The sequence below is a fragment of the Granulicella sp. L56 genome, from assembly GCF_009765835.1.
GTDB lineage: Bacteria > Acidobacteriota > Terriglobia > Terriglobales > Acidobacteriaceae > Edaphobacter.
The window spans coordinates 1,133,480-1,152,016 of the sequence record NZ_LMUS01000001.1; the positions used below are offsets into that span (position 1 = coordinate 1,133,480).

Here is an 18,537-nt window from a genome sequence, read left to right on the forward strand (position 1 = left end):
AACATAAAGCGGGCTGAGGATCAATTCCTCAGCCCGTTTTCTCACCCGCGCTTCACCAACCGCAAGACAATCTCTCCAATCACCTTCACCGCCTCAGGATGCGCCAACGCCCGTGCATTCTCCGCCATCTCCTGCCTGCGAGCATCATTCCCCAGAAGATCCAGTAACACCTCCAGCAAACGCTCCTCGTTCAGCGAAGACTCAACCATCATCTCCGCTGCTCCGGCAGCGACAAACGCATCCGCATTCTTCCGCTGATGGTCGTCGGCAGCCTGCGGAAACGGCACCAGAACAGAAGCCCGTCCTGCCGCTGCCAGCTCCGCAATGGTGCTCGCACCGCTTCGACAGAGAATCAGGTCGGCGGCAGCAAACTGCGCTGCCATGTCATCGAGATAAGGCGTCACCGTGACCCGCTCAAAACCAACCCCAGCGCTGCGGTAGATCGCAAGCGTCGCATCGCCATGCCGTCCGCCCGTCTGATGCACCACATCGAGCGTCGGAAAAGCGCTCAAAAGCCGATCCATAATCTTCGGCATCAGTTCATTGAAGACGCGAGCGCCTTGACTGGCCCCGAATACCAGCAGCCTCTTTCTTTCACTCGGCACCTTTTTGCCAATCGCAAAAAACTCCGGCCGCACCGGCGTCCCGGTCACCTGCGCTCTGCGAAAGTAACGGCACGTCTCCGCAAAGTTCACCGCAGCCGCCGACACCCATCGTCCCACTAAACGATTCGCCAGCCCCGGAACGGCGTTCGGCTCAAACGCCAGCGTTGGCACCCGCAACAAAATCGCCGCCATCATCGCCGGGCCTGAGGCATAGCCACCCACTCCCACAACAACATCCGGCTTAAATTCCCGCAACAGCCCGATGCAGCGGCCAACGCCTAACGGAAGGTCCATCAACGTGCGCAGACGCGTCGCCACACTTACATTTTTCAACTGCCCCACATGAATCAGTTCCAGCGGAAATCCCGCCTCCGGCACCAGCCGCGTCTCCAGCCCCCGCGCCGTCCCTACAAAACGGACCTCAGCACCCGCCGCATCTCGCAACTCCCGCGCAATCGCCAGCGCCGGAATCACATGTCCGCCGGTTCCTCCCCCGGCAATCAAAACTCGCAGGCTGTTCGCTGCTCGCCCCACGTCAGTCAATCTCACGAGTTACATTCAGCAGAACGCCCATACAGGCCATCGTCACAAACAACGACGTTCCTCCAAACGAGATAAAGGGTAGCGTAATTCCCTTCGTCGGTAGCAGCGCCACCACGACGCTGATATTGAAGAACGCCTGTATCAGAATCGCCGAAGTAATCCCAAAGGCAAGAAACCGTGCAAAGGGATCGGTGGACAGAAACGCCGCTCGCAGACCGCGATAGCCAAGGAACGCGAACATCGCGACCACGGCCACAGCGCCAATCATGCCCAGCTCTTCACAGATATTCGCAAAGATGAAATCCGTGTGCGGCTCCGGCAGATAGAACAACTTCTGCCTGCCTTCCATCAATCCCAGCCCACGAATGCCTCCCGTACCGACGGCAATCAGAGACTGCAGAATGTGGAACCCAGTTCCCCTGGGATCGGCCTCGGGATGAACAAAGGCCAGCATACGTGCACGCCGCCAGGGCACACGAAACAGCATGTAGTAAAGCACCGGCGACGCACACGCCAGCGCAATGCCGATATATTTCAACTGCAATCCTGCAAGGTACAGCATCAGCATCGTCACCGCTGCGCAGACCATCGCCGTTCCCAGGTCAGGCTCTTTAAGAATCAGCGCAATGAACAGAAGCGGCGGCAGCGCAGCCCGCAGCACCGTCCCTCGCCAGTCATCCATCTTGTGCATTCGCGTCTGCAAAAAGTAGGCAAGAAATAAAATCAGCACCGGAGTCGCCAGCTCCGAGGGCTGAAAACTGAGTCCACCGCCAAAACGAAACCACCGATGGGTATTGTGCGAGTCGCGACTGGCAAAGACCGCCATCAGCAGCAGCATCGTCACCGCGACCAGCGGAAAGACCACCCTGGGGTTGTTATAGTGGCGATAGTCGACCCGCATTAGCAGCACCAGCGCGACCATGCCAAATCCGGCCCAGATCGACTGCCGAATCATAAAGTAATACGCCGAGCCGAACTGCGACTTCGCCATCACCGCCGACGCGGAAAACACCATCACCAGCCCAAACAGCACCAGCAGCAGCACCACTCCGAAGAGCCACTTGTCCACCCCTACTCTCTTCGCCATTCCGTCCGCTTCCTGCTAACTTAATTCATTCACTAACCGTCGAAAGACCTGTCCCCGATGCTCATAGTTCTCGAACTGGTCGAAGCTCGAGCAGGCAGGCGCCAGCAGAACAATATCCCCAGCCACGGTAGCCTTCGATGCCTCAGCAACAGCGGTCTGCATCGTCGCCGCTGAGACTATCTTCACCACTCCCTGCAACTGCTGCTCAATCTTTTCGGCGGCTGAACCAATCGTATAAACAATCTTCACCCGCTCCTTCAGCAGATCGGCCATCGTGCCATAGTCGGAGTTCTTGTCCTTGCCGCCAAGAATCAAATGGATACCACCGGCAAACGAGGCCACCGCCTTCATGGCCGCGTCCACATTGGTCGCCTTGGAGTCGTTGTAGAACTCCACCCCGCGCAGCAGCCGCACAAACTCCAGCCGATGCTCCACGCCTTTGAACCCAGCGACCGAAGCCCGAATCTTCTCCGCAGAAATCCCCGCCAGCCGCGCCGCGCATACTGCCGCCAGCACATTCTCGACGTTGTGCGCGCCCTTCAGCGCAATCTCCGCCACCGGCATCACCGGCTCCGGCTTGCCGCCCTCGTTGGCAACAAAGAAGATGCTCTCTCCATGAACGAACGCGCCCTGCTTGATAGGCCGCCGAGCGCTGAACCAGTAGATTTGCGCCCGTGTCTTCGCCGCCACCATCTGAGTCGGCTTGTCTTCGCCGTTCAGAACCAGAAAGTCACCCGCCTCCTGCCGTTCCGTAATCCGCGCCTTGGCAGCAGCATAGTTCTCAAAGCTGCCATGCCGGTCCAGATGGTCCGGCGTGATGTTCAACACCACCGAGATCCACGGATGGAATTCCTCAACGGTCTCCAGTTGAAAGCTCGAAACCTCCAGCACGCTCACCGTATCCGCCGCACTCTTCGCCACCAGATCGATCACCGGCAAACCAATATTGCCGCCCACCAGCGTCGATACTCCGGCATCTTCAAATATCTTCCCCAGCAGCGTCGTCGTGGTGGTCTTCCCGTTCGATCCCGTAATCGCCACAACTTTGCCTTGAAGAAACCGGCTGGCCAACTCCAGCTCCCCAATCACGGGCAGGCCGAACGCCTTCACCTGCTTCACCTCGGGAGTATCCATCGGCACTCCCGGCGACACCACAATCAAATCCTGCCGCCGAAAGGTCAGCAACCCATGCCCACCCGACTCGACCATAATCCCCGCATCCAGCAGCGCAGGAATCTCCTTCGCCAGCGCCTCCGCGCTCCGCGTATCGCTCACCGTCACCTGCGCGCCCTGCGCACGCAGAAACAGCGCAGACGATAGCCCACTCTTCCCCAACCCCACCACCAAAACCCGCTTATTCTTCAGTTCCATAACTCTATTTTCCTAATCTGATTCTGACTCTTTACAAGGCTACAGGAGCCTTATGTTATTTTCTCCGGAACCGCAAAACGTTTCTAAGTCCACGCAATCCGAAGTAAAAGAAAAATGCGGTGGCCACCCCAAAACCCAAGGAGAAGAAAACATCCTTTTCTTTGAAGTCTTCAATGCTGGCACCCAAAGTAAAAAGACCCGCGCCAATGTAAGCAAAAGAGAAGATCGCATATCCCAATCGTTGAACAGGCGTTAGAAATTGGCCATTAGCAAGCCAGGACTTGGCTAGAGTTGGAGAATCGATTGACACTTTTCGAAGAGGATCATAACTTCTGCGGCGCATGTCTTCCTCGTGAAGATTGCTCATGAGACGAGTCCCCTAATTGAACCTACCTCAACTTCAACGTCGTCAAAGCAAACAAAGCAAACACCAGCGCCATAATCCAGAACCGCGCAATCACCTTCGACTCCGACCACCCCATCAACTCAAAGTGGTGATGCAGCGGAGCCATCTTGAAGATGCGTTTCCCATTGCGCAGCTTGTAGCTCCCAACCTGGAGCATCACGCTCACTGCCTCCAGAATAAACACCCCACCGATAAATGGCAGCAGCAGTTCCTGCTTGATGACCACGGCCACCGTCCCGATCGCCCCGCCCAGCGCAAGGCTACCCACATCCCCCATAAAGATCTCTGCCGGATGAGCGTTATACCAAAGGAACCCAATACTCGCCCCCACCATCGCCCCGCAAAACACCGTAAGCTCGCTCACCAGCGGCATCCGCTGCAACTCCAGATAGTCGGCAAAGACCACATGCCCGCTCACATAGGTCAGCACCGTCAGTGCGCCGGCAGCGATAATGGTGCAGCCAATCGCCAAACCGTCGAGGCCATCGGTAAGATTCACCGCATTGCTCGAGCCCGCAATCACAATCATCACGAAAACGACAAAACCCGCATACCCCAGCCACCATACATGCGGCATGTGCAACAGGCTGTCGATCACCAGATCCGGCCGAAACCGCTTGGCAAACGGAACCATCAGACGGGTCGAATAATTGCCACGCGTCTCCAGCGCGACCAGCGCCACGGCCACTCCGCCGCTCACCAGCAGTTGCAATCCCAGCTTCGCCCAAGCCCTCAGTCCCTGGTTCCTGCGATGCACCACCTTGATATAGTCGTCCGCAAATCCAATCGCGCCAAAGGCCAGCGTCGACAGCATCACCAGCCATACCAGAGGGTTCGACAGATCCGACCACAACAGCGTCGGGACCAGGATCGATATCAGAATCAGTACGCCACCCATCGTCGGCGTCCCACTCTTCTTCTGGTGCGACTGCGGTCCCTCTTCGCGGATGTATTGCCCAATCTGGAACTCGCGCAGCTTCTCAATCACATACGGCCCAATCAGCAGGCCGATCAGCAGCGCCGTCAGGCTCGCAAACACCGTGCGAAACGTGAGGTAGCGAAAGATGCGAAAGAGACGAAAGTAAGGGAACAACTTCTGATAGAGCAGCCAATAGAGCAAAACGTCTCCGCCTTCAAACCACAGTCAGGATTGGCGACCGCTTAGCTCCAGCCGCAAACTCATCGCTATCTTAACAGGCGTTTGCCCTCTCACCACGCGGCATTTTCCTCCGCGAACCAAGGCGCATTCCGTCTCCTCTGTCTATAGCTATCTCCTCTCAGGTATAGCTTCCTTTGTCATTCCAAAGGGAACAGGGATAGCTTCCTTTGTTTGTCATTCCCGAAGGGAATCTGCGTGTTGCTCGAATCACCAAAACTACATCTGGAGGAGAACCTCTCTATAGCAATTCTCCTACAGGTGTATCTCTTTATCGGATCATCTCTGCCCTATTTTGTTGTCATTCCCGAAAGGAATCTGCGTTTCTTCCGGGCTTGCATCACTACACCCAGAGGGGAACAGCTCTAAGCGGCTCACGACGAGCGCCAAAGGCGCGCTCTATAACAGCCTGGGCCACCAGCCCAGGTCCATAGCCCCCAAAATATGAAGGCTGAAGGGCCGGCCCATCTCGCTGCGTCGAACCTCTAGGAGATCAGCACCGCGAATGCCCGCTCCAGCTTCACCCCACGCGAAGCCTTCAGCAACACGGCATCGCCCGCACGCACGTTCTCCTGCAACCACTTACCGGCGGCATCCGCATCCGCCACAAACACCGCATCGACACCGCCATCGAGAGCAGCCTTGACCAACGCGTCCGCGGCACCACGAACGCCAACCACCGTAGTCACGCCTCGTTCAGCCATCCGCCGCCCGCAGGCCTCATGCAGCGCCTCACCCTCCGGCCCAAGCTCCAGCATCTCTCCGGCGACCACAATGTGCCGCTCTCCCGGCATGGCCATCAGCGCATCCACCATCGCGTCAAGCGCCTTAGGGTTGGAGTTGTAGCAATCATTGATCAGCGTTGCGCCCCGCCACTCCACCACCTCGCCACGCTTATCTCCCGCCCGCAACTCGCCTACCGCCGCTGCACATTCGCCCAGTCCCATGCCGCTCCGCAGCCCTGTCGCAATCGCCGCCAGAGCATTTGGAACGTTATGCCGCCCCAGCATACGCAACTGCACGCTGGCGCGCTCGCCCTCGACCTCCACCGTAAAGACCACCCCCTCGGCTCCAACTTCGGCGACATGCACCGCTCGGACCTCAGCCCCCTCATTCAGCCCATAAAAGACCGCTCGCTCGCCCAGTCCCCTGCCAAACGACGCCACATAGTTATCGTCAAAGTTCAGCACGGCCACCCCATCCGCAGGCAGCGCTTCCACCAGCTCATACTTCGCCTTCGCAATACCGGCGATTCCATCCGGAAAGAACTCCAAATGCACCGGCCCCACATTCGAGACAACGGCCCAATCCGGCTCCGCGATCTTTGCCAGAGCCGCAATCTCTCCGGCATGGTTCATGCCCATCTCGATCACCGCAACCTCATGCTCCGGCTCCAGCTTCAACAACTGCAACGGCAGCCCAAAGCCATTGTTAAGGTTTCCCTGAGACTTCAGCACCTTAAACCGCGCGCCCAAGACCTGCGCCACAGCGTCCTTCGTCGTCGTCTTCCCTGCCGACCCGGTCACGCCGATCACCCGGCGGCCCCACTGCCGCCGCACCGCATGGGCCAGCTTCTGCAACGCCGTCAATACGCAATCCTCGCAGTCGGAGACTCGCAGCAACTTCGTCTCATCCACCTCCGCAGGCGTCACCCAGCGATTGCTGACCACAGCCGCGACAGCGCCATCGGCAAGCGCCGCCTGAACATACTCATGCCCATCCAGCCGCTCGCCCTTCACCGCAAAGAAAAGATCGCCAGCCCCAATCGTCCGCGAATCGATCGAATACCCCAATGCCTCCAGAGAGGTATCGAACTCCCCATCCGCGTGAATCCAATCTGCAACCTGACCCAGTGTCAGCTTCATGCAATCTCCCCCAAAACCCCGGCAGCCACAGCCACATCGTCAAACGGCACGGTTCCATCTCGCAGAATCTGCACCTTCTCGTGTCCCTTGCCTGCCAGCAGCACAATATCTCCAGCTTTTGCCGAACGAATCGCAATCTCAATCGCTCCCGCACGGTCTTCTTCTACGATGCAGGTTGTCCCCGTCGTAGTCACTCCGGCCAGGGCCTCTTCGATAATCTCCATAGACTCTTCACTTCGCGGATTGTCACTGGTCAGCACCACCAGATCGCTGCCCTCGCCCGCAGCCCGCCCCATCCGTGGCCGTTTCGTCCGGTCCCGGTCCCCGCCGCATCCAAACAACGTAATCACCCGCCCACCGCGCTCCTTCACCAGCTCCCGCCCCAGCGCAATCAAATTCCGCAAAGCATCATCCGTATGCGCATAATCCACCACCACCGTAATCCCTGTATCTCCCGCAGGCACCACCTCAAACCGCCCCGGCACCTGCGCACCCGCAGCCGCTCCTGCGACAATCTCGTCCAGCGTCAATCCACGAGCCCAAGCCGCCGCGCTCGCCGCCAGCAGGTTGTAGACATTCACCCGCCCCGTCAGTGGAGACAGCATCTCCACCACACCCGCAGGCGTCACCATCCGAAACCGCGTCTCTCCCGCGCGCATCTGCACCGACTCGGCACGAAACTCGCCTCGCCCCTCCAAACCGTAACGCAGCACCTGCGATTGCCCAGCAACCGCTACCAGCCGCGCACCATAAGGGTCATCCGCATTCACCACCGCCACTCGCGGCGGCAGCGTACCTACGCCCTCAAACAAACGTGCCTTCGCCGCAAAATAGGCCTCCATCGTCCCGTGATAATCCAGATGGTCCTGCGTCAGGTTCGTAAAGATAGCCACATCGACCGGCAGCCCCCACACCCGCTCCTGCTCCAGCGCATGGCTGGACATCTCCATCACCGCCTCAGTAGCACCTGCCTTCACTCCATCCGCAAAGATCGCCAGCACATCGCGAGACTCCGGCGTCGTATGCGGAGACACCCTCACCTCATCGCCCACATGCGTCTCAATCGTTCCGATCAGCACGCACGTCCGCTGCACACTCCGCAGCATGGCCTCCAGCAGAAACGCCGTCGTCGTCTTCCCATTCGTGCCGGTCACCGCGCTCAATGCCAGCCGTCGCTCGGGATGCCCCATCACCGCCGCACTCGCCTCAGCCAACGCCCGCCGCCCATGCTCCACCAGTGCAGCGCCCACCAACGCATGGTCCCGCCGCAAAGCCTCATAGGCCTCACGCGAATCCGTCACCACCGCAGCCGCACCCTGCGCAACCGCCGCCTCTATGTAGCGATTCCCATCCGTAGCTCCGCCGCGCATCGCGACAAAGACATCGCCGCGCCCCACTCTTCGCGAGTCATACTCAACGCCGGCAACTTCGACAGGCGCACTCACGCTCTCCACCGCGCCGACATGAGTGATAAAGTCAGTCCACCGCATAGATCATTCTAAAGCCGACGACAATCAGAACTTGCTCTGCTCTATGTTCTTTACTGCGTAAATCTGCTCAATATTCTTCACCGCGTAAATCGAACCACGATCTCGGTTCCGCTCGGCACCATCGTTCCCGCGACCGGCACCTGTTCCCGCGCCAGACCACTCCCCACCGGCTTCACGCGCAACCCGACCGCGTCGGCGCGCTCCACCGCCGCACGGAGGCCCGCGCCGTCAAATGAAGGAACCGCTACACGCTTGCTCGCATCCACCGTAACGCCGCTGCCAACTTTCGCAGGCACCGCGGATGTTGTATCCGCAGGCGACAGCCGCTTCGCCTCTCCCGCCGCCGTATCCGGCATAGACGAACTCGTCCCGCCACTAGCCTTGAACGCCGACAGTATCTTCGCCGGCAGCAGATCGACAATTCCCTGCGACTTCCCTTTTTCAGTGGCCTTCGTCTCCGCGGCGGCAGCCTTGTCTGCCGCGACCGCCTGGGCCGTAGCGGTGGCCGTCGGGTTCCGCAGCGGATCGTCCGCAGGCAAATTGTTCGCATCGTCGAACATCGCGGTCAAATCTGCAGTGCTGTTCTCAGGAGCGTCATCGGCCAGATCGTTCGCCGTCAGCACCTTCATCTCTTTCTTTGTCTTCAGCGGCTGATCATGCGGTACTCCCAGATACTCCAGCACTTTCTGCGCTACCTCGGCGAAGACAGGAGCGGCGACTGTCGTCCCATATCTGCTGCCGACTGTCGGCGTATCAATCACTACGGTCACTGAGATGGCGGGATTACTCACCGGCGCAAATCCGGCAAAGCTTGTAACCACCTTCGTATGCGAATAGGTATGCGTCTCAGGATCGACCTTCTGTGCCGTACCCGTCTTTCCTCCCGAGCTATATCCATTCAAAGCAGCGGGTATCCCCGAGCCATAGAGCACGACCCCCCGCATCATCTCCCGCATCTTCGCCGAAGTCAGCTCCGAAATTGCGCGATGTGCTCCGTCCGGCAGAGGGTCTGGCAGCTCGTTCTCCGGATGAAAGCCCACTGGCTTCAAGCGAGGATCGCCTTTCATCGCATCGGTTGAATTCAGCAGGATATGCGGCGGCAGATACTCCCCGCCATTCGCAATGGTGCTTACCATGGTTACGAGTTGGATCGGAGTTACCCCGATCTCCTGCCCAATGGCGAGCGAACCGATGCTGGTCGCGCCCCACCGGCTCGGTGGCCGCAACAGCCCGCGCGTCTCGCTCGGCAGTTCGATCCCGGTCCGATCTCCGAACCCATACGCCTTGATGTATTTGTAGAACTTGTCCGGTCCCAGCTTCAACGCCAGTTTCACGGCAGCCACGTCGCTCGACTTTTCCAGCGCCTTATGGATCGTGATCACGCCCATGTGGCCATCGGAGACGTCGTCATGGATCGTACGCCCGAACAGCGTAATCGCCCCTCCCTGGCAGTCGATCAGGTCATCCGGCTGCACTCCCGCTGCATCCACTGCGGCAGAGTACGTTACCAGCTTGAATGTCGAACCCGGCTCATAGATGTTACTTACCGCCAGATCGGTCAGTGCCCCCGGCTGCATGTGCCGCGAATCGTTCGGATTGAACCGAGGTGAAATTGCCAGCGCCAGAATCTGTCCCGTATGCGGGTCCTGTACCACCACCGTTCCATGCAGCGCCTTCACCTTCGCCATCTGCGCGTCCAGCGCTTGCTCCGCCATGTACTGAATGTTTGCATCGATGCTCAGAACAAGGTTCTCACCCGGCAATGGCTGGCGCTCTTCGCTGTCCAGTACATGCCGCTTCGCATCGAGCGCAGTCAGCATATGTCCCGGCGTACCATGCATGTCGTCGTCGAACTCAAGCTCTAGTCCGCCCAGCCCCTCGTCGTCGGTGCCCACATAGCCCAGCACCTCAGCCGCGAGGTCATTGTTCGGATAAAACCGCTTGAACTCTTTCTGAAAATAAACGCCCTTCAGATTCAGCTCGCGCACCCGATTCGCCGTCTCCGGATCGAGCTTTCGCGCCACCCACGCAAAATTTCTCGAAGCATTCAGTCTGGCCAGAATCCGTTTCTCGGAGGTATAGCTGTCCCCCGGATCGGAGTGCACGATCTGCGACAGCATCTGCGCCGCGTTTTCCCTGTTGTCTCCCAGCTCCGACGGCACCGCGTACACGCTGTCCACCAGCACCGTCATCGCCAGCTCGCGCAGATTGCGGTCGTACAACATGCCGCGCCGCGGAGCTACCTCAAACGTTCGCTGCTGCTGCTGTGCCGCGCGGTGCACAAACTCGGAGTGCCGCACAACCTGCACCCACCCCAGCCGCAGCACAATCACTGCTGCCCAGAAACAGAAAAAAAGCGTCACGTAGACGAAACGGATTCTCCGTATCGGAGCCGTCAACGTCTGCCGTGGCGCCTGCTTCATACTTCTGTTAACTCCCGCTCCGTTTGCCTCTTATTGCCTTATCTCTATCCTACTGCCCAACAAACCCGGGAGCATGGGACTGTGCCAGCACCGGAGCCATGGAATCGCTGCCATCCTGCCGCACCACCTGGCCCGGCTGAGGCGCATCCAGCCCAAGCTGTTTGGCAATCCGGTCGATCCGTTCCGGGTCGGTCAGCTCAGCCTCCGACAGCCGAAGCTGCCGGTTCTGCTCGCTCAGATGTTCGACCTGAACCTTCTGCGCTTCGATGTTGTAGCCCATCTCGATCGCCGAGAAGTGCTGCCACACATAGACCATCACCAGCAGGAACAAAACGCTCGTCACTGCGGCGAAGGTGCGCATCTCGCGCTTCCGCTCCGGGTCGTCCGCCTTCACAATGCGGCTGTTGTCGATGTGCTTGGTAAAGAAGACCTCGGGCGTAGGTCCGCGCCGCGCTCTCCGTTGCGCCTCATACAGCTCACGGTTCCGCTCGGCCAGGGTCGCCGCGCGCCCCTGCGACTGCCGTCGCGTGCCCATCATCTCGATCTGTTGTCCTGCCATCGCCGTTGCTGCCATAGCGCACCTCTTTTACTCTTACCTGCCCGGCTTCTTTATGTCCGGGCTGAATTCTTTGCCATCTCTTCAAAACGTACGAACCGGGCCGGGGCTGCTATTTGAAGGAAGGGACTTTTTGTTACAAGTTGTCTTTCGCCTGAAAGAAGGTGGGACAACCCCGACCCGATCACTTGCCGTTACCCATCTGGCATCGTCCTCCCAAACAAGCAACTAAACCTGTTACTTAATCTTCTCCGCCGCCCGCATCTTTGCGCTTCTTGCTCGCGGGTTTCTCAACTCTTCCTGCTCACCGGCCACAACCGGCTTCTTCGTCAAAACCTCAAACACCTTGTCCCGGCCAGCCTCACGGAACGCATCCTTTACCAGCCGGTCTTCCAACGAGTGGAAGCTGATCAACACCAGCCTTCCTCCCGGCTTCAGCAGAGACGGCGCGCTCTCAAGCAGCGTCCTGATCTCTCCCAGCTCATCATTCACTCGAATCCGAAGCGCCTGAAAAGTCCGTGTAGCGGGGTGAATCTTGTCGCCTTTCATTGATGGGGCCGCGGCCGATACCACTCTGGCTAACTCCGCCGTCGTTGTAATCGGCCGGGCCCTCACAATGGCTCTGGCGATTCTCCGCGACCTCCTTTCCTCTCCGAATTCGTAAATCAGGTCGGCGAGCTCGTTTTCGTCCTCCTGATTTACCACTTGCTCGGCCGTCTCCCCACTGCGCGTATCCATCCGCATATCAAGTGGGCCATCCGACCGAAAGCTGAATCCTCTGTGCGCCTCGTCCAGTTGCAGGCTGCTCACACCAAAATCGGCGAGCAGGCCATCCAGACTCCCTGGCTTAATCAGGCTCGAAGCCTCCGAGAACGCCTTAGGCTCAAACACCACCTCCGGCATCTCGCTGCCAATCTCGGCTCTCACTTCTTCGAGCCTCACCTTGGCTGCCTCCATCGCCTGCGGATCGCGATCAAAGCAGATCAACCTGCCCTTCGCGCCCAGCCTCTTCGCAATCGCCGAAGAGTGCCCAGCCAGCCCCAGCGTGGCATCTACATAAACGCCGCCGGGCCGCACATTCAAATACTCCAAAGCTTCATCTAAAAGAACCGGCACATGTTGCATCTTTCGCACCACGCGCTCTCCCTGGGGAGCCTCATCCATCTCTGCCTACAATCCAAACTCTGACAACGCCATCTGATCCGCTTCCGTCATCGGGGCTGCATCCATCTCAGCCTTGAACAGATCGTGGTTTACAACTTCGAGGAACGTCTGTACGCCGAACACAACTACCTCGCCCGTCACCTTCGCCGTCTCTCGCAACAACTGCGGAACCAGCAACCGGCCCTGCGCGTCCATCTCTGCCATCTGTCCGTAGTAGTTCGTCACGTCCAGAAACTTCTTCTTCGCCGGGTTCATGGAAGGGATCGCGGCCAGCTTCTCCTCGATCTTTTCCCACTCCTTCAGCGGATAGATCTCAGCCCGCTTCCCGTCCTTGCTGGTGATATAAAACTGCGGCCCATACAGCTCATCCACACGGCGCTTGAACTCAGCAGGCAGCTTCAATCTGCCTTTCTCGTCAACGCGTGTTGGGTGATTTCCGCGAAACATAGCAACCTCGATACGGACCCAGCTAAATCTCTTTCTGAAGCATCTCAGCGGAGTAGAATTTCTTTAGATCGTGCCCAAGTTCAACCCTTTTGGACCACTTTCTACCACTCCGCTCCACCATCCTTACCCAGTGCCCCCCTGCTGTAAAGCACTAAATTGCGCAAAATACTGCATTTCCCACAATGGAATGTGGAAAACTCAGCCATTTGTATGTATGGATAAATTGACCACTATATGTAGTGTTGGTCTGGCTGGTTCATGCCGAGGACGACACTTGCATACCCAAAACTCATCTGCTAAGGCGAATCAAAAGCGAAGTAACCTCTTAGGATAGCTTTTAGCGGTTACAAAATTAAATATGTAACCGGTAAAACAACTATTATCCGGTTACATCTCCGTTCTCGAGGCGACTGGCTTTTTTCGTCGCAACAGCCACACGAGATAAGCGAGCACAGCAAGATTGATCAGCAACAGGCTCAACCGAAACCAATTGGGCCGCCGTGCCAGCTCATACAGCTCCCACGGAAGGAACGAGATCGTCAGAATCAGCGTCAGGTACTCCGCCCAAACCTTCTCCAACACCAACCCTACGCCTTCCGTCAGCGCCACGACAGAATAAGCGAACGTACCCAGGCTAATCAGCTTGAGCCGGTGTACATCGATCAGATCGACCTTATCCAGCAACAACGAAACAAACCGGCTCTCCGGGTCGAACTTCAACGCCATGGCCACCCGCATCACTACATCGCCAAGGTCTTTGTGCAGCAGATGAATCGCGCCCATCCCGATGCAGAAAAAAAAGATCGACTTCGCCAATTTAAACAAACCGATCAGCAGCAGGCCGCGATCGCGCGGCCTGTGCTGAGCCTGTCTTTGCACCGTCACCGATTGCCGTTGCGCGGATTCGTTTTGCGTTGCCATCTGATTTCCAGTTGACGGTGGCGCACCGTAATTGTCAACGTATCCCGCGCAGCTTTAACACTCCCCTCTCAAAATAGCGGCAATCCACTCCACGCCAGCCGACGTAGATGCTAATGAACACCCGAAACAAGGGACGAAATTTAGAAACTCAGAACGACAAAGGAAAACAATCATGAAGAAGACAATCCTCGCCACCATAGCCGTAGCAGCCTTGGCTATCACCTCTTTCAGCGCATCGGCACAGATGAAGGACCCCGACGTCGGCGGCGCAGCCATGTCGCCCCAGAAGACCATCGTCGAGAACGCCGTCAACTCGCCGATTCACACCACGCTCGTCGCTGCGGTCAAGGCTGCAGGCCTGGTCGATACTCTCAACGGCCCCGGCCCCTTCACCGTCTTCGCACCGACCGATGATGCCTTTGCCAAGCTGCCCGCGGGCACCGTCGATAACCTCGTCAAGCCCGAGAACAAAGCGACTCTCACCAAGATCCTCACCTATCACGTCGTTCCCGGCCGCGTCAGCTCCAAGGACTTGATGAAGATGATTAAAAAGGGTCACGGCAAAGCCATGCTGAAGACCGTGCAGGGTGAAGATCTCACCGCCACCACATCCGACGGCAAGATCATGCTGACAGACGCCAAGGGCGGCACCGCTACCGTCACTACAGCAGACGTCTTCCAGTCCAACGGCGTCATTCATGTCATCGACACCGTTCTCATGCCCAGCTAGATATCGCAAGCCAGGTTCGTCCAACTGCACTTCTGAGGTGCCCCCAAACGGGCACCTCTTTTTTGCATCTACTACACTAGCCCCGAAACGACCAGCGACGAATGCACACCTTTCACTCCCAGCAATGGCTTCCTCTTCCGGCAGAACTTGTCTTTGCTTTCTTTGCCAATCCTTCGAACCTGCCTCGGCTCATGCCGGCGTGGCAGCAGGCACGCATCGAAAAGGCAATCATCGTCTCTCCCCCGCCGCCGCCTAATTCATCGGCACTCAACGATGTCTTCTACGTCCTCGCGGCTGGTGCGGGTACTCGGCTTACGATTAGCTTTCGTCCTATCCCCTTCTCACCTGTCCGACTCAAGTGGCAGGCCGAGATCGATTCCTTCGTCTGGAACCAGCACTTCTCCGACGTTCAAGTACGCGGTCCTTTCGCGCACTGGCATCACACCCACGCACTCACACCTGAAACGCGCATCGGCGAATCCGGCAACGCGATTCCCGGAACACTGCTGCAAGACGAAGTTCAATATCAGCTCCCTCTCGGCAGATTGGGCAATCTCGCTCATCCCCTTATCACCCGGCAACTCCGCCAAACTTTCGTTTACCGTCATCGACGAACTCGCGAGTTGCTCGCAGCAAACTTTTCTACATAAAAAAGCGATGGGCCGCACACAGCGGCCCATCGCTTCTCACAAACGAAAAATCTACGAGTGCTTCGCCAGAATCTGCTCCATCATCTTACTCAGGTAAGGCCTCGCCTTCTCCAGCGCAGCCTCCGCAGTCAGGCCATACTTCTCCCGCAATGCCTCGACCTTCCCATGCTCGATAAACTCATCCGGCCAGCCCACGCGCACAACCGGAACCTGCACCTCGAGCGCATTCAGCGTCTCTAACACCGCAGAGCCGAACCCTCCCGCCAGCACATGATCTTCGAGCGTAATCAGCAATCCACAGCGCTCGCCAAACTTCGCGACACACTCGCGATCAATCGGCTTGGCGAACCGCGGGTTGATCACCGCGGCGGAGAACCCTTCCCGCTCCAGCATCTCCGCCAGCCGCACCGCCTCGGGCAGCATCGCACCCAGGCCGAAGATGGCAACATCGGCACGCCCCGAATCTCGAATGACTTCAGCTTTGCCGATCTCCAGCGCCACCGGCTGTGCTTTGACAGCCACGCCCGGCCCGGTTCCACGCGGATAACGAATCGCGGACGGCCCCTCGTGCAGCATCGCCGTATACATCATGTCCGCCAGCTCGTCCTCGTCCTTGGGAACCATGTGGATCAGGTTCGGCACACTGCGCAGATAGCTGATATCGAACAGCCCATGATGCGTCGGACCGTCGTCGCCGCTCAGTCCGCCGCGATCCATGCAGAAGACCACCGGCAGGTTCTGGAGGCAGACGTCATGCACAATGGGATCGAACGCCCGTTGTAAAAAAGTCGAGTAGATCGCGCAGAAGGGCTTATATCCCTTGGTCGCCATTCCTGCCGCAAAGATTACGGCGTGCTCTTCCGCGATGCCGACGTCGAAGTAGCGCTTCGGATGATAGGGCCGGAAGAGATCGAGCGCCGTCCCGTTCGGCATCGCCGCCGTAATGGCAACGACCTTCTCATTGCCATCCGCCAGCTTCGTCAGCGACTCGGCAAAGATCTCGGAGTAGGTCTTCTGCCCCGCAGATTTCGTCTCGCCCGTCTCCGCGTCATACGGCCCCAGCCCGTGAAATTTCTTCTGCTTCTCCAGCGCCGGTTGAAAGCCCCGGCCCTTCTGCGTAATCGCATGAAGTACGACCGGACGGTTCTGCGTCTTCAGAAATTTGAAGGTCTCGATCAGCAGCGGCAAGTTATGTCCATCGAGCGGCCCAAAGTAGCTCAGGCCAAACTCCTCGAACAACATGCCCGGCCCGATCAGTCCCTTTGCCGCTTCTTCGGCCTTGCGGACGACGTGCCGTGCCGTCTTGCCGCCATACTTCTCCAGCAGATCAGCCGCGCGATTATGCAGGCTCGATACGGTGGGGTTGGTCACGATCTTGTGAAAATACTCCGCGATGGCGCCGACGTTCTTGTCGATCGACCAGGCATTGTCGTTCAGCACAATGATCATCCGGCGCGTCTGCGCGGCGATGTTGTTCAGCGCTTCAAACGAGATGCCATTAGTAAACGCAGCATCTCCGGCCATCGCAATGATGTGTTCCTTGCCACCGGACATGTCCCGCGCCACCGCCATCCCCAGCGCCGCGCTCAGCGCTGTACCGGCATGGCCTGCGCCATAGCTGTCGTGCTCGCTCTCGGTGCGCAGCATAAAGCCGTTGAGCCCGCCCGGCTGGCGGATGGTATGAAAGAGCTTCTCGCGTCCGGTCAGCAGCTTGTGCACATAGGCCTGGTGGCTGACATCGAAGACGAAGCTGTCGGTTGGGGTATCGAAGACATAATGCATCGCGAGGGTCAGCTCGACTACGCCAAGATTCGGCCCGATATGGCCGCCAGTTTTGGCGACCCCAACGATCAGCCGTTCACGAATCTCCTCCGCCAGCTCCGTCAGTTGCGGAATCGTCAGCTTTTTTACATCGGCTGGGGAGTGAATCGTCTCAAGAAGGTTGCTCATCCAAAACCTATTCTGCGAGGCCGCTCATCGAGCGCGGCGGCCTGCCAGGATACTTAGAACAGCCACATAGAACACAGCCACATCGACACCTACCGCAACACAAGCTCGCGTCATTGCGGTAGCCCTTAAGTATACCAACCCTCTGGACAGGAAAAAGACCCCGCAAGGGTGCCTCTGTCCCAGACCTAAACTACGCCAATTACGCTCATCATGCGACCAGTAAATCCATGCTCGGCACGGTGCGAGAAGTACTTTTTCTCTCCACCGGAGACTGTACAAGCCGTACACTCTCCAATCACCGTAATACTCTGCGCCGGAACTCCGGCATCGAGGAGCTGCCGCCGGTTCGCCTCCCAGAGATCGAGATGCATCTGCCCGGTCTCTCCCGTCCTGAACAATGCATCCGCATATTCGAACTGAGCGCCAAATCCAGACCGCACTTCTTCGCCTACCGCATAGCAGCAGGCACCAATCGATGGCCCCACGGCGGCCACCAGCTCTTCAGGGCGCGATCCGTACCGCTCTTGCATCGCCAGGCATCCCTGCTCGACGATCCGCGCTGCCGTGCCCCTCCATCCCGCGTGGATCGCCGCTACCACTCGCTTATTGACGTCCGCGATTAGCACCGGAACACAGTCTGCCGTCTGCACCCCCAGCATGACTCCCGGGAGGTCAGTCACTGCTCCATCGCCCTCCAGCACGGCCTTTCCGTCGGCGGTCTGGAGCGTGCCCTCGAAGACATCCTCTTCCTTTCGGATCGGCAGAACAAGTGCTGAATGCACCTGTTTCAAGGTGACGGTTTGAAAGCGATGGTTTTCGGGTAAACTTCCCTGCGACAACCGGTAAAAGAGCCGTCGGTTCTCTGCGACCAATGCGGGACCGTCGTCCTTCGTCCACCCCAGATTCAGCGAATTGCCTCCGTAAACCGTGGAAACTCCACCTTGTCGCGTGCTGAATCCGTGCCGCAGCCACTTGTAAGAACCCCAGGGCTCCACCCGCACTATGCCAACCGTAAGCCCTTTATTTACAATGTTCATAGACCTAACTTTTTCTCGTTTTCAACGTCCAAGTTCCCAGCCGGCAGACGAAGTCTAACCTCCTGCTTTTTCAACAAAAAGTTGCATCCTGCCCCATCGCACTGTAATATACCGCGATTGTAGACATGAGAGTGAA

The 18,537-nt window shown here is 58.2% G+C and carries 16 protein-coding genes; 2 read left to right on the forward strand and 14 right to left on the reverse strand.

Translation table 11 applies throughout. The annotated features are described in order from the left end of the window. Positions 1-41 precede the first annotated feature (41 nt). The 12 genes from murG to GSQ81_RS04730 form a co-directional block, all read right to left on the reverse strand. Entirely contained in the window at positions 42-1,154 is a 1,113-nt protein-coding gene (gene murG, locus GSQ81_RS04675; protein ID WP_254059984.1) for an undecaprenyldiphospho-muramoylpentapeptide beta-N-acetylglucosaminyltransferase, read from the reverse strand. Next, positions 1,141-2,235, reverse strand: a complete 1,095-nt coding sequence (gene ftsW, locus GSQ81_RS04680) for a putative lipid II flippase FtsW (protein WP_158909515.1) — start codon at positions 2,233-2,235, stop codon at positions 1,141-1,143. The genes murG and ftsW overlap by 14 nt, the downstream gene beginning before the upstream one ends. Positions 2,236-2,250: 15 nt before the next feature. Continuing rightward, positions 2,251-3,606, reverse strand: a complete 1,356-nt coding sequence (murD, locus tag GSQ81_RS04685; RefSeq protein WP_158909516.1) for a UDP-N-acetylmuramoyl-L-alanine--D-glutamate ligase — start codon at positions 3,604-3,606, stop codon at positions 2,251-2,253. 55 nt (positions 3,607-3,661) lie between these two features. Further along, positions 3,662-3,973, reverse strand: a complete 312-nt coding sequence (locus GSQ81_RS04690) for a hypothetical protein (RefSeq protein WP_158909517.1) — start codon at positions 3,971-3,973, stop codon at positions 3,662-3,664. Between the two features lie 22 nt (positions 3,974-3,995). After that, the gene (gene mraY, locus GSQ81_RS04695) at positions 3,996-5,132 is read right to left on the reverse strand and encodes a phospho-N-acetylmuramoyl-pentapeptide-transferase (RefSeq protein WP_158909518.1); all 1,137 of its coding nucleotides are present in this window, start codon (positions 5,130-5,132) and stop codon (positions 3,996-3,998) included. Between the two features lie 521 nt (positions 5,133-5,653). Next, positions 5,654-7,033: a UDP-N-acetylmuramoyl-tripeptide--D-alanyl-D-alanine ligase gene (gene murF, locus GSQ81_RS04700; RefSeq protein WP_158909519.1), complete on the reverse strand. Its 1,380-nt coding sequence runs from the start codon at positions 7,031-7,033 to the stop codon at positions 5,654-5,656. Continuing rightward, positions 7,030-8,523 carry a UDP-N-acetylmuramoyl-L-alanyl-D-glutamate--2,6-diaminopimelate ligase gene (locus tag GSQ81_RS04705; protein WP_158909520.1) on the reverse strand — a complete coding sequence of 498 codons (1,494 nt, stop codon included), beginning with the start codon at positions 8,521-8,523 and terminating at the stop codon, positions 7,030-7,032. Before GSQ81_RS04705 ends, murF begins: the two co-directional genes overlap by 4 nt. A 77-nt stretch (positions 8,524-8,600) precedes the next feature. Then, a complete protein-coding gene (locus GSQ81_RS04710) occupies positions 8,601-10,946 on the reverse strand; it encodes a penicillin-binding transpeptidase domain-containing protein (RefSeq protein ID WP_158909521.1) in 2,346 nt (781 codons plus the stop codon). A 49-nt stretch (positions 10,947-10,995) separates the two neighbouring features. Further along, the gene (locus GSQ81_RS04715; RefSeq protein WP_158909522.1) at positions 10,996-11,520 is read right to left on the reverse strand and encodes a cell division protein FtsL; all 525 of its coding nucleotides are present in this window, start codon (positions 11,518-11,520) and stop codon (positions 10,996-10,998) included. A gap of 219 nt (positions 11,521-11,739) precedes the next feature. Further along, on the reverse strand, positions 11,740-12,666 hold the full coding sequence (gene rsmH / locus GSQ81_RS04720; RefSeq protein WP_371715217.1) for a 16S rRNA (cytosine(1402)-N(4))-methyltransferase RsmH: 927 nt from the start codon (positions 12,664-12,666) through the stop codon (positions 11,740-11,742). Between the two features lie 6 nt (positions 12,667-12,672). After that, a complete protein-coding gene (locus GSQ81_RS04725) occupies positions 12,673-13,113 on the reverse strand; it encodes a division/cell wall cluster transcriptional repressor MraZ (protein WP_158909523.1) in 441 nt (146 codons plus the stop codon). Between the two features lie 387 nt (positions 13,114-13,500). Then, entirely contained in the window at positions 13,501-14,034 is a 534-nt protein-coding gene (locus GSQ81_RS04730; RefSeq protein WP_158909524.1) for a DUF2127 domain-containing protein, read from the reverse strand. 172 nt (positions 14,035-14,206) lie between these two features. On the opposite strand from GSQ81_RS04730, the gene GSQ81_RS04735 reads away from it, so the two are divergent. Together GSQ81_RS04735 and GSQ81_RS04740 are read left to right on the forward strand one after the other, a co-directional pair. Beyond that, on the forward strand, positions 14,207-14,764 hold the full coding sequence (locus tag GSQ81_RS04735; protein WP_158909525.1) for a fasciclin domain-containing protein: 558 nt from the start codon (positions 14,207-14,209) through the stop codon (positions 14,762-14,764). A 101-nt stretch (positions 14,765-14,865) separates the two neighbouring features. After that, positions 14,866-15,414: an SRPBCC family protein gene (locus GSQ81_RS04740; protein ID WP_158909526.1), complete on the forward strand. Its 549-nt coding sequence runs from the start codon at positions 14,866-14,868 to the stop codon at positions 15,412-15,414. A gap of 51 nt (positions 15,415-15,465) precedes the next feature. Here the strand turns inward: GSQ81_RS04740 and dxs are convergent, their stop codons facing one another. Next, positions 15,466-17,364, reverse strand: coding sequence for a 1-deoxy-D-xylulose-5-phosphate synthase (gene dxs, locus GSQ81_RS04745; protein WP_158909527.1), 1,899 nt, complete (start codon positions 17,362-17,364; stop codon positions 15,466-15,468). A gap of 185 nt (positions 17,365-17,549) precedes the next feature. Beyond that, positions 17,550-18,401, reverse strand: coding sequence for a peptidoglycan editing factor PgeF (pgeF, locus tag GSQ81_RS04750; protein ID WP_158909528.1), 852 nt, complete (start codon positions 18,399-18,401; stop codon positions 17,550-17,552). Positions 18,402-18,537: the final 136 nt, after the last annotated feature.

What these genes read in the sequence shown, in the direction of transcription:
- ftsW (WP_158909515.1), bottom strand. Translation starts at nt 2,235, where the DNA reads ATGGCGAAGAGAGTAGGGGTGGACAAGTGGCTCTTCGGAGTGGTGCTG.
- murD (WP_158909516.1), bottom strand. Translation starts at nt 3,606, where the DNA reads ATGGAACTGAAGAATAAGCGGGTTTTGGTGGTGGGGTTGGGGAAGAGT.
- GSQ81_RS04690 (WP_158909517.1), bottom strand. Translation starts at nt 3,973, where the DNA reads ATGAGCAATCTTCACGAGGAAGACATGCGCCGCAGAAGTTATGATCCT.
- murF (WP_158909519.1), bottom strand. Translation starts at nt 7,033, where the DNA reads ATGAAGCTGACACTGGGTCAGGTTGCAGATTGGATTCACGCGGATGGG.
- GSQ81_RS04705 (WP_158909520.1), bottom strand. Translation starts at nt 8,523, where the DNA reads ATGCGGTGGACTGACTTTATCACTCATGTCGGCGCGGTGGAGAGCGTG.
- GSQ81_RS04710 (WP_158909521.1), bottom strand. Translation starts at nt 10,946, where the DNA reads ATGAAGCAGGCGCCACGGCAGACGTTGACGGCTCCGATACGGAGAATC.
- GSQ81_RS04715 (WP_158909522.1), bottom strand. Translation starts at nt 11,520, where the DNA reads ATGGCAGCAACGGCGATGGCAGGACAACAGATCGAGATGATGGGCACG.
- rsmH (WP_371715217.1), bottom strand. Translation starts at nt 12,666, where the DNA reads ATGGATGAGGCTCCCCAGGGAGAGCGCGTGGTGCGAAAGATGCAACAT.
- GSQ81_RS04725 (WP_158909523.1), bottom strand. Translation starts at nt 13,113, where the DNA reads ATGTTTCGCGGAAATCACCCAACACGCGTTGACGAGAAAGGCAGATTG.
- GSQ81_RS04730 (WP_158909524.1), bottom strand. Translation starts at nt 14,034, where the DNA reads ATGGCAACGCAAAACGAATCCGCGCAACGGCAATCGGTGACGGTGCAA.
- GSQ81_RS04735 (WP_158909525.1), top strand. Translation starts at nt 14,207, where the DNA reads ATGAAGAAGACAATCCTCGCCACCATAGCCGTAGCAGCCTTGGCTATC.
- GSQ81_RS04740 (WP_158909526.1), top strand. Translation starts at nt 14,866, where the DNA reads ATGCACACCTTTCACTCCCAGCAATGGCTTCCTCTTCCGGCAGAACTT.
- dxs (WP_158909527.1), bottom strand. Translation starts at nt 17,364, where the DNA reads ATGAGCAACCTTCTTGAGACGATTCACTCCCCAGCCGATGTAAAAAAG.
- pgeF (WP_158909528.1), bottom strand. Translation starts at nt 18,401, where the DNA reads ATGAACATTGTAAATAAAGGGCTTACGGTTGGCATAGTGCGGGTGGAG.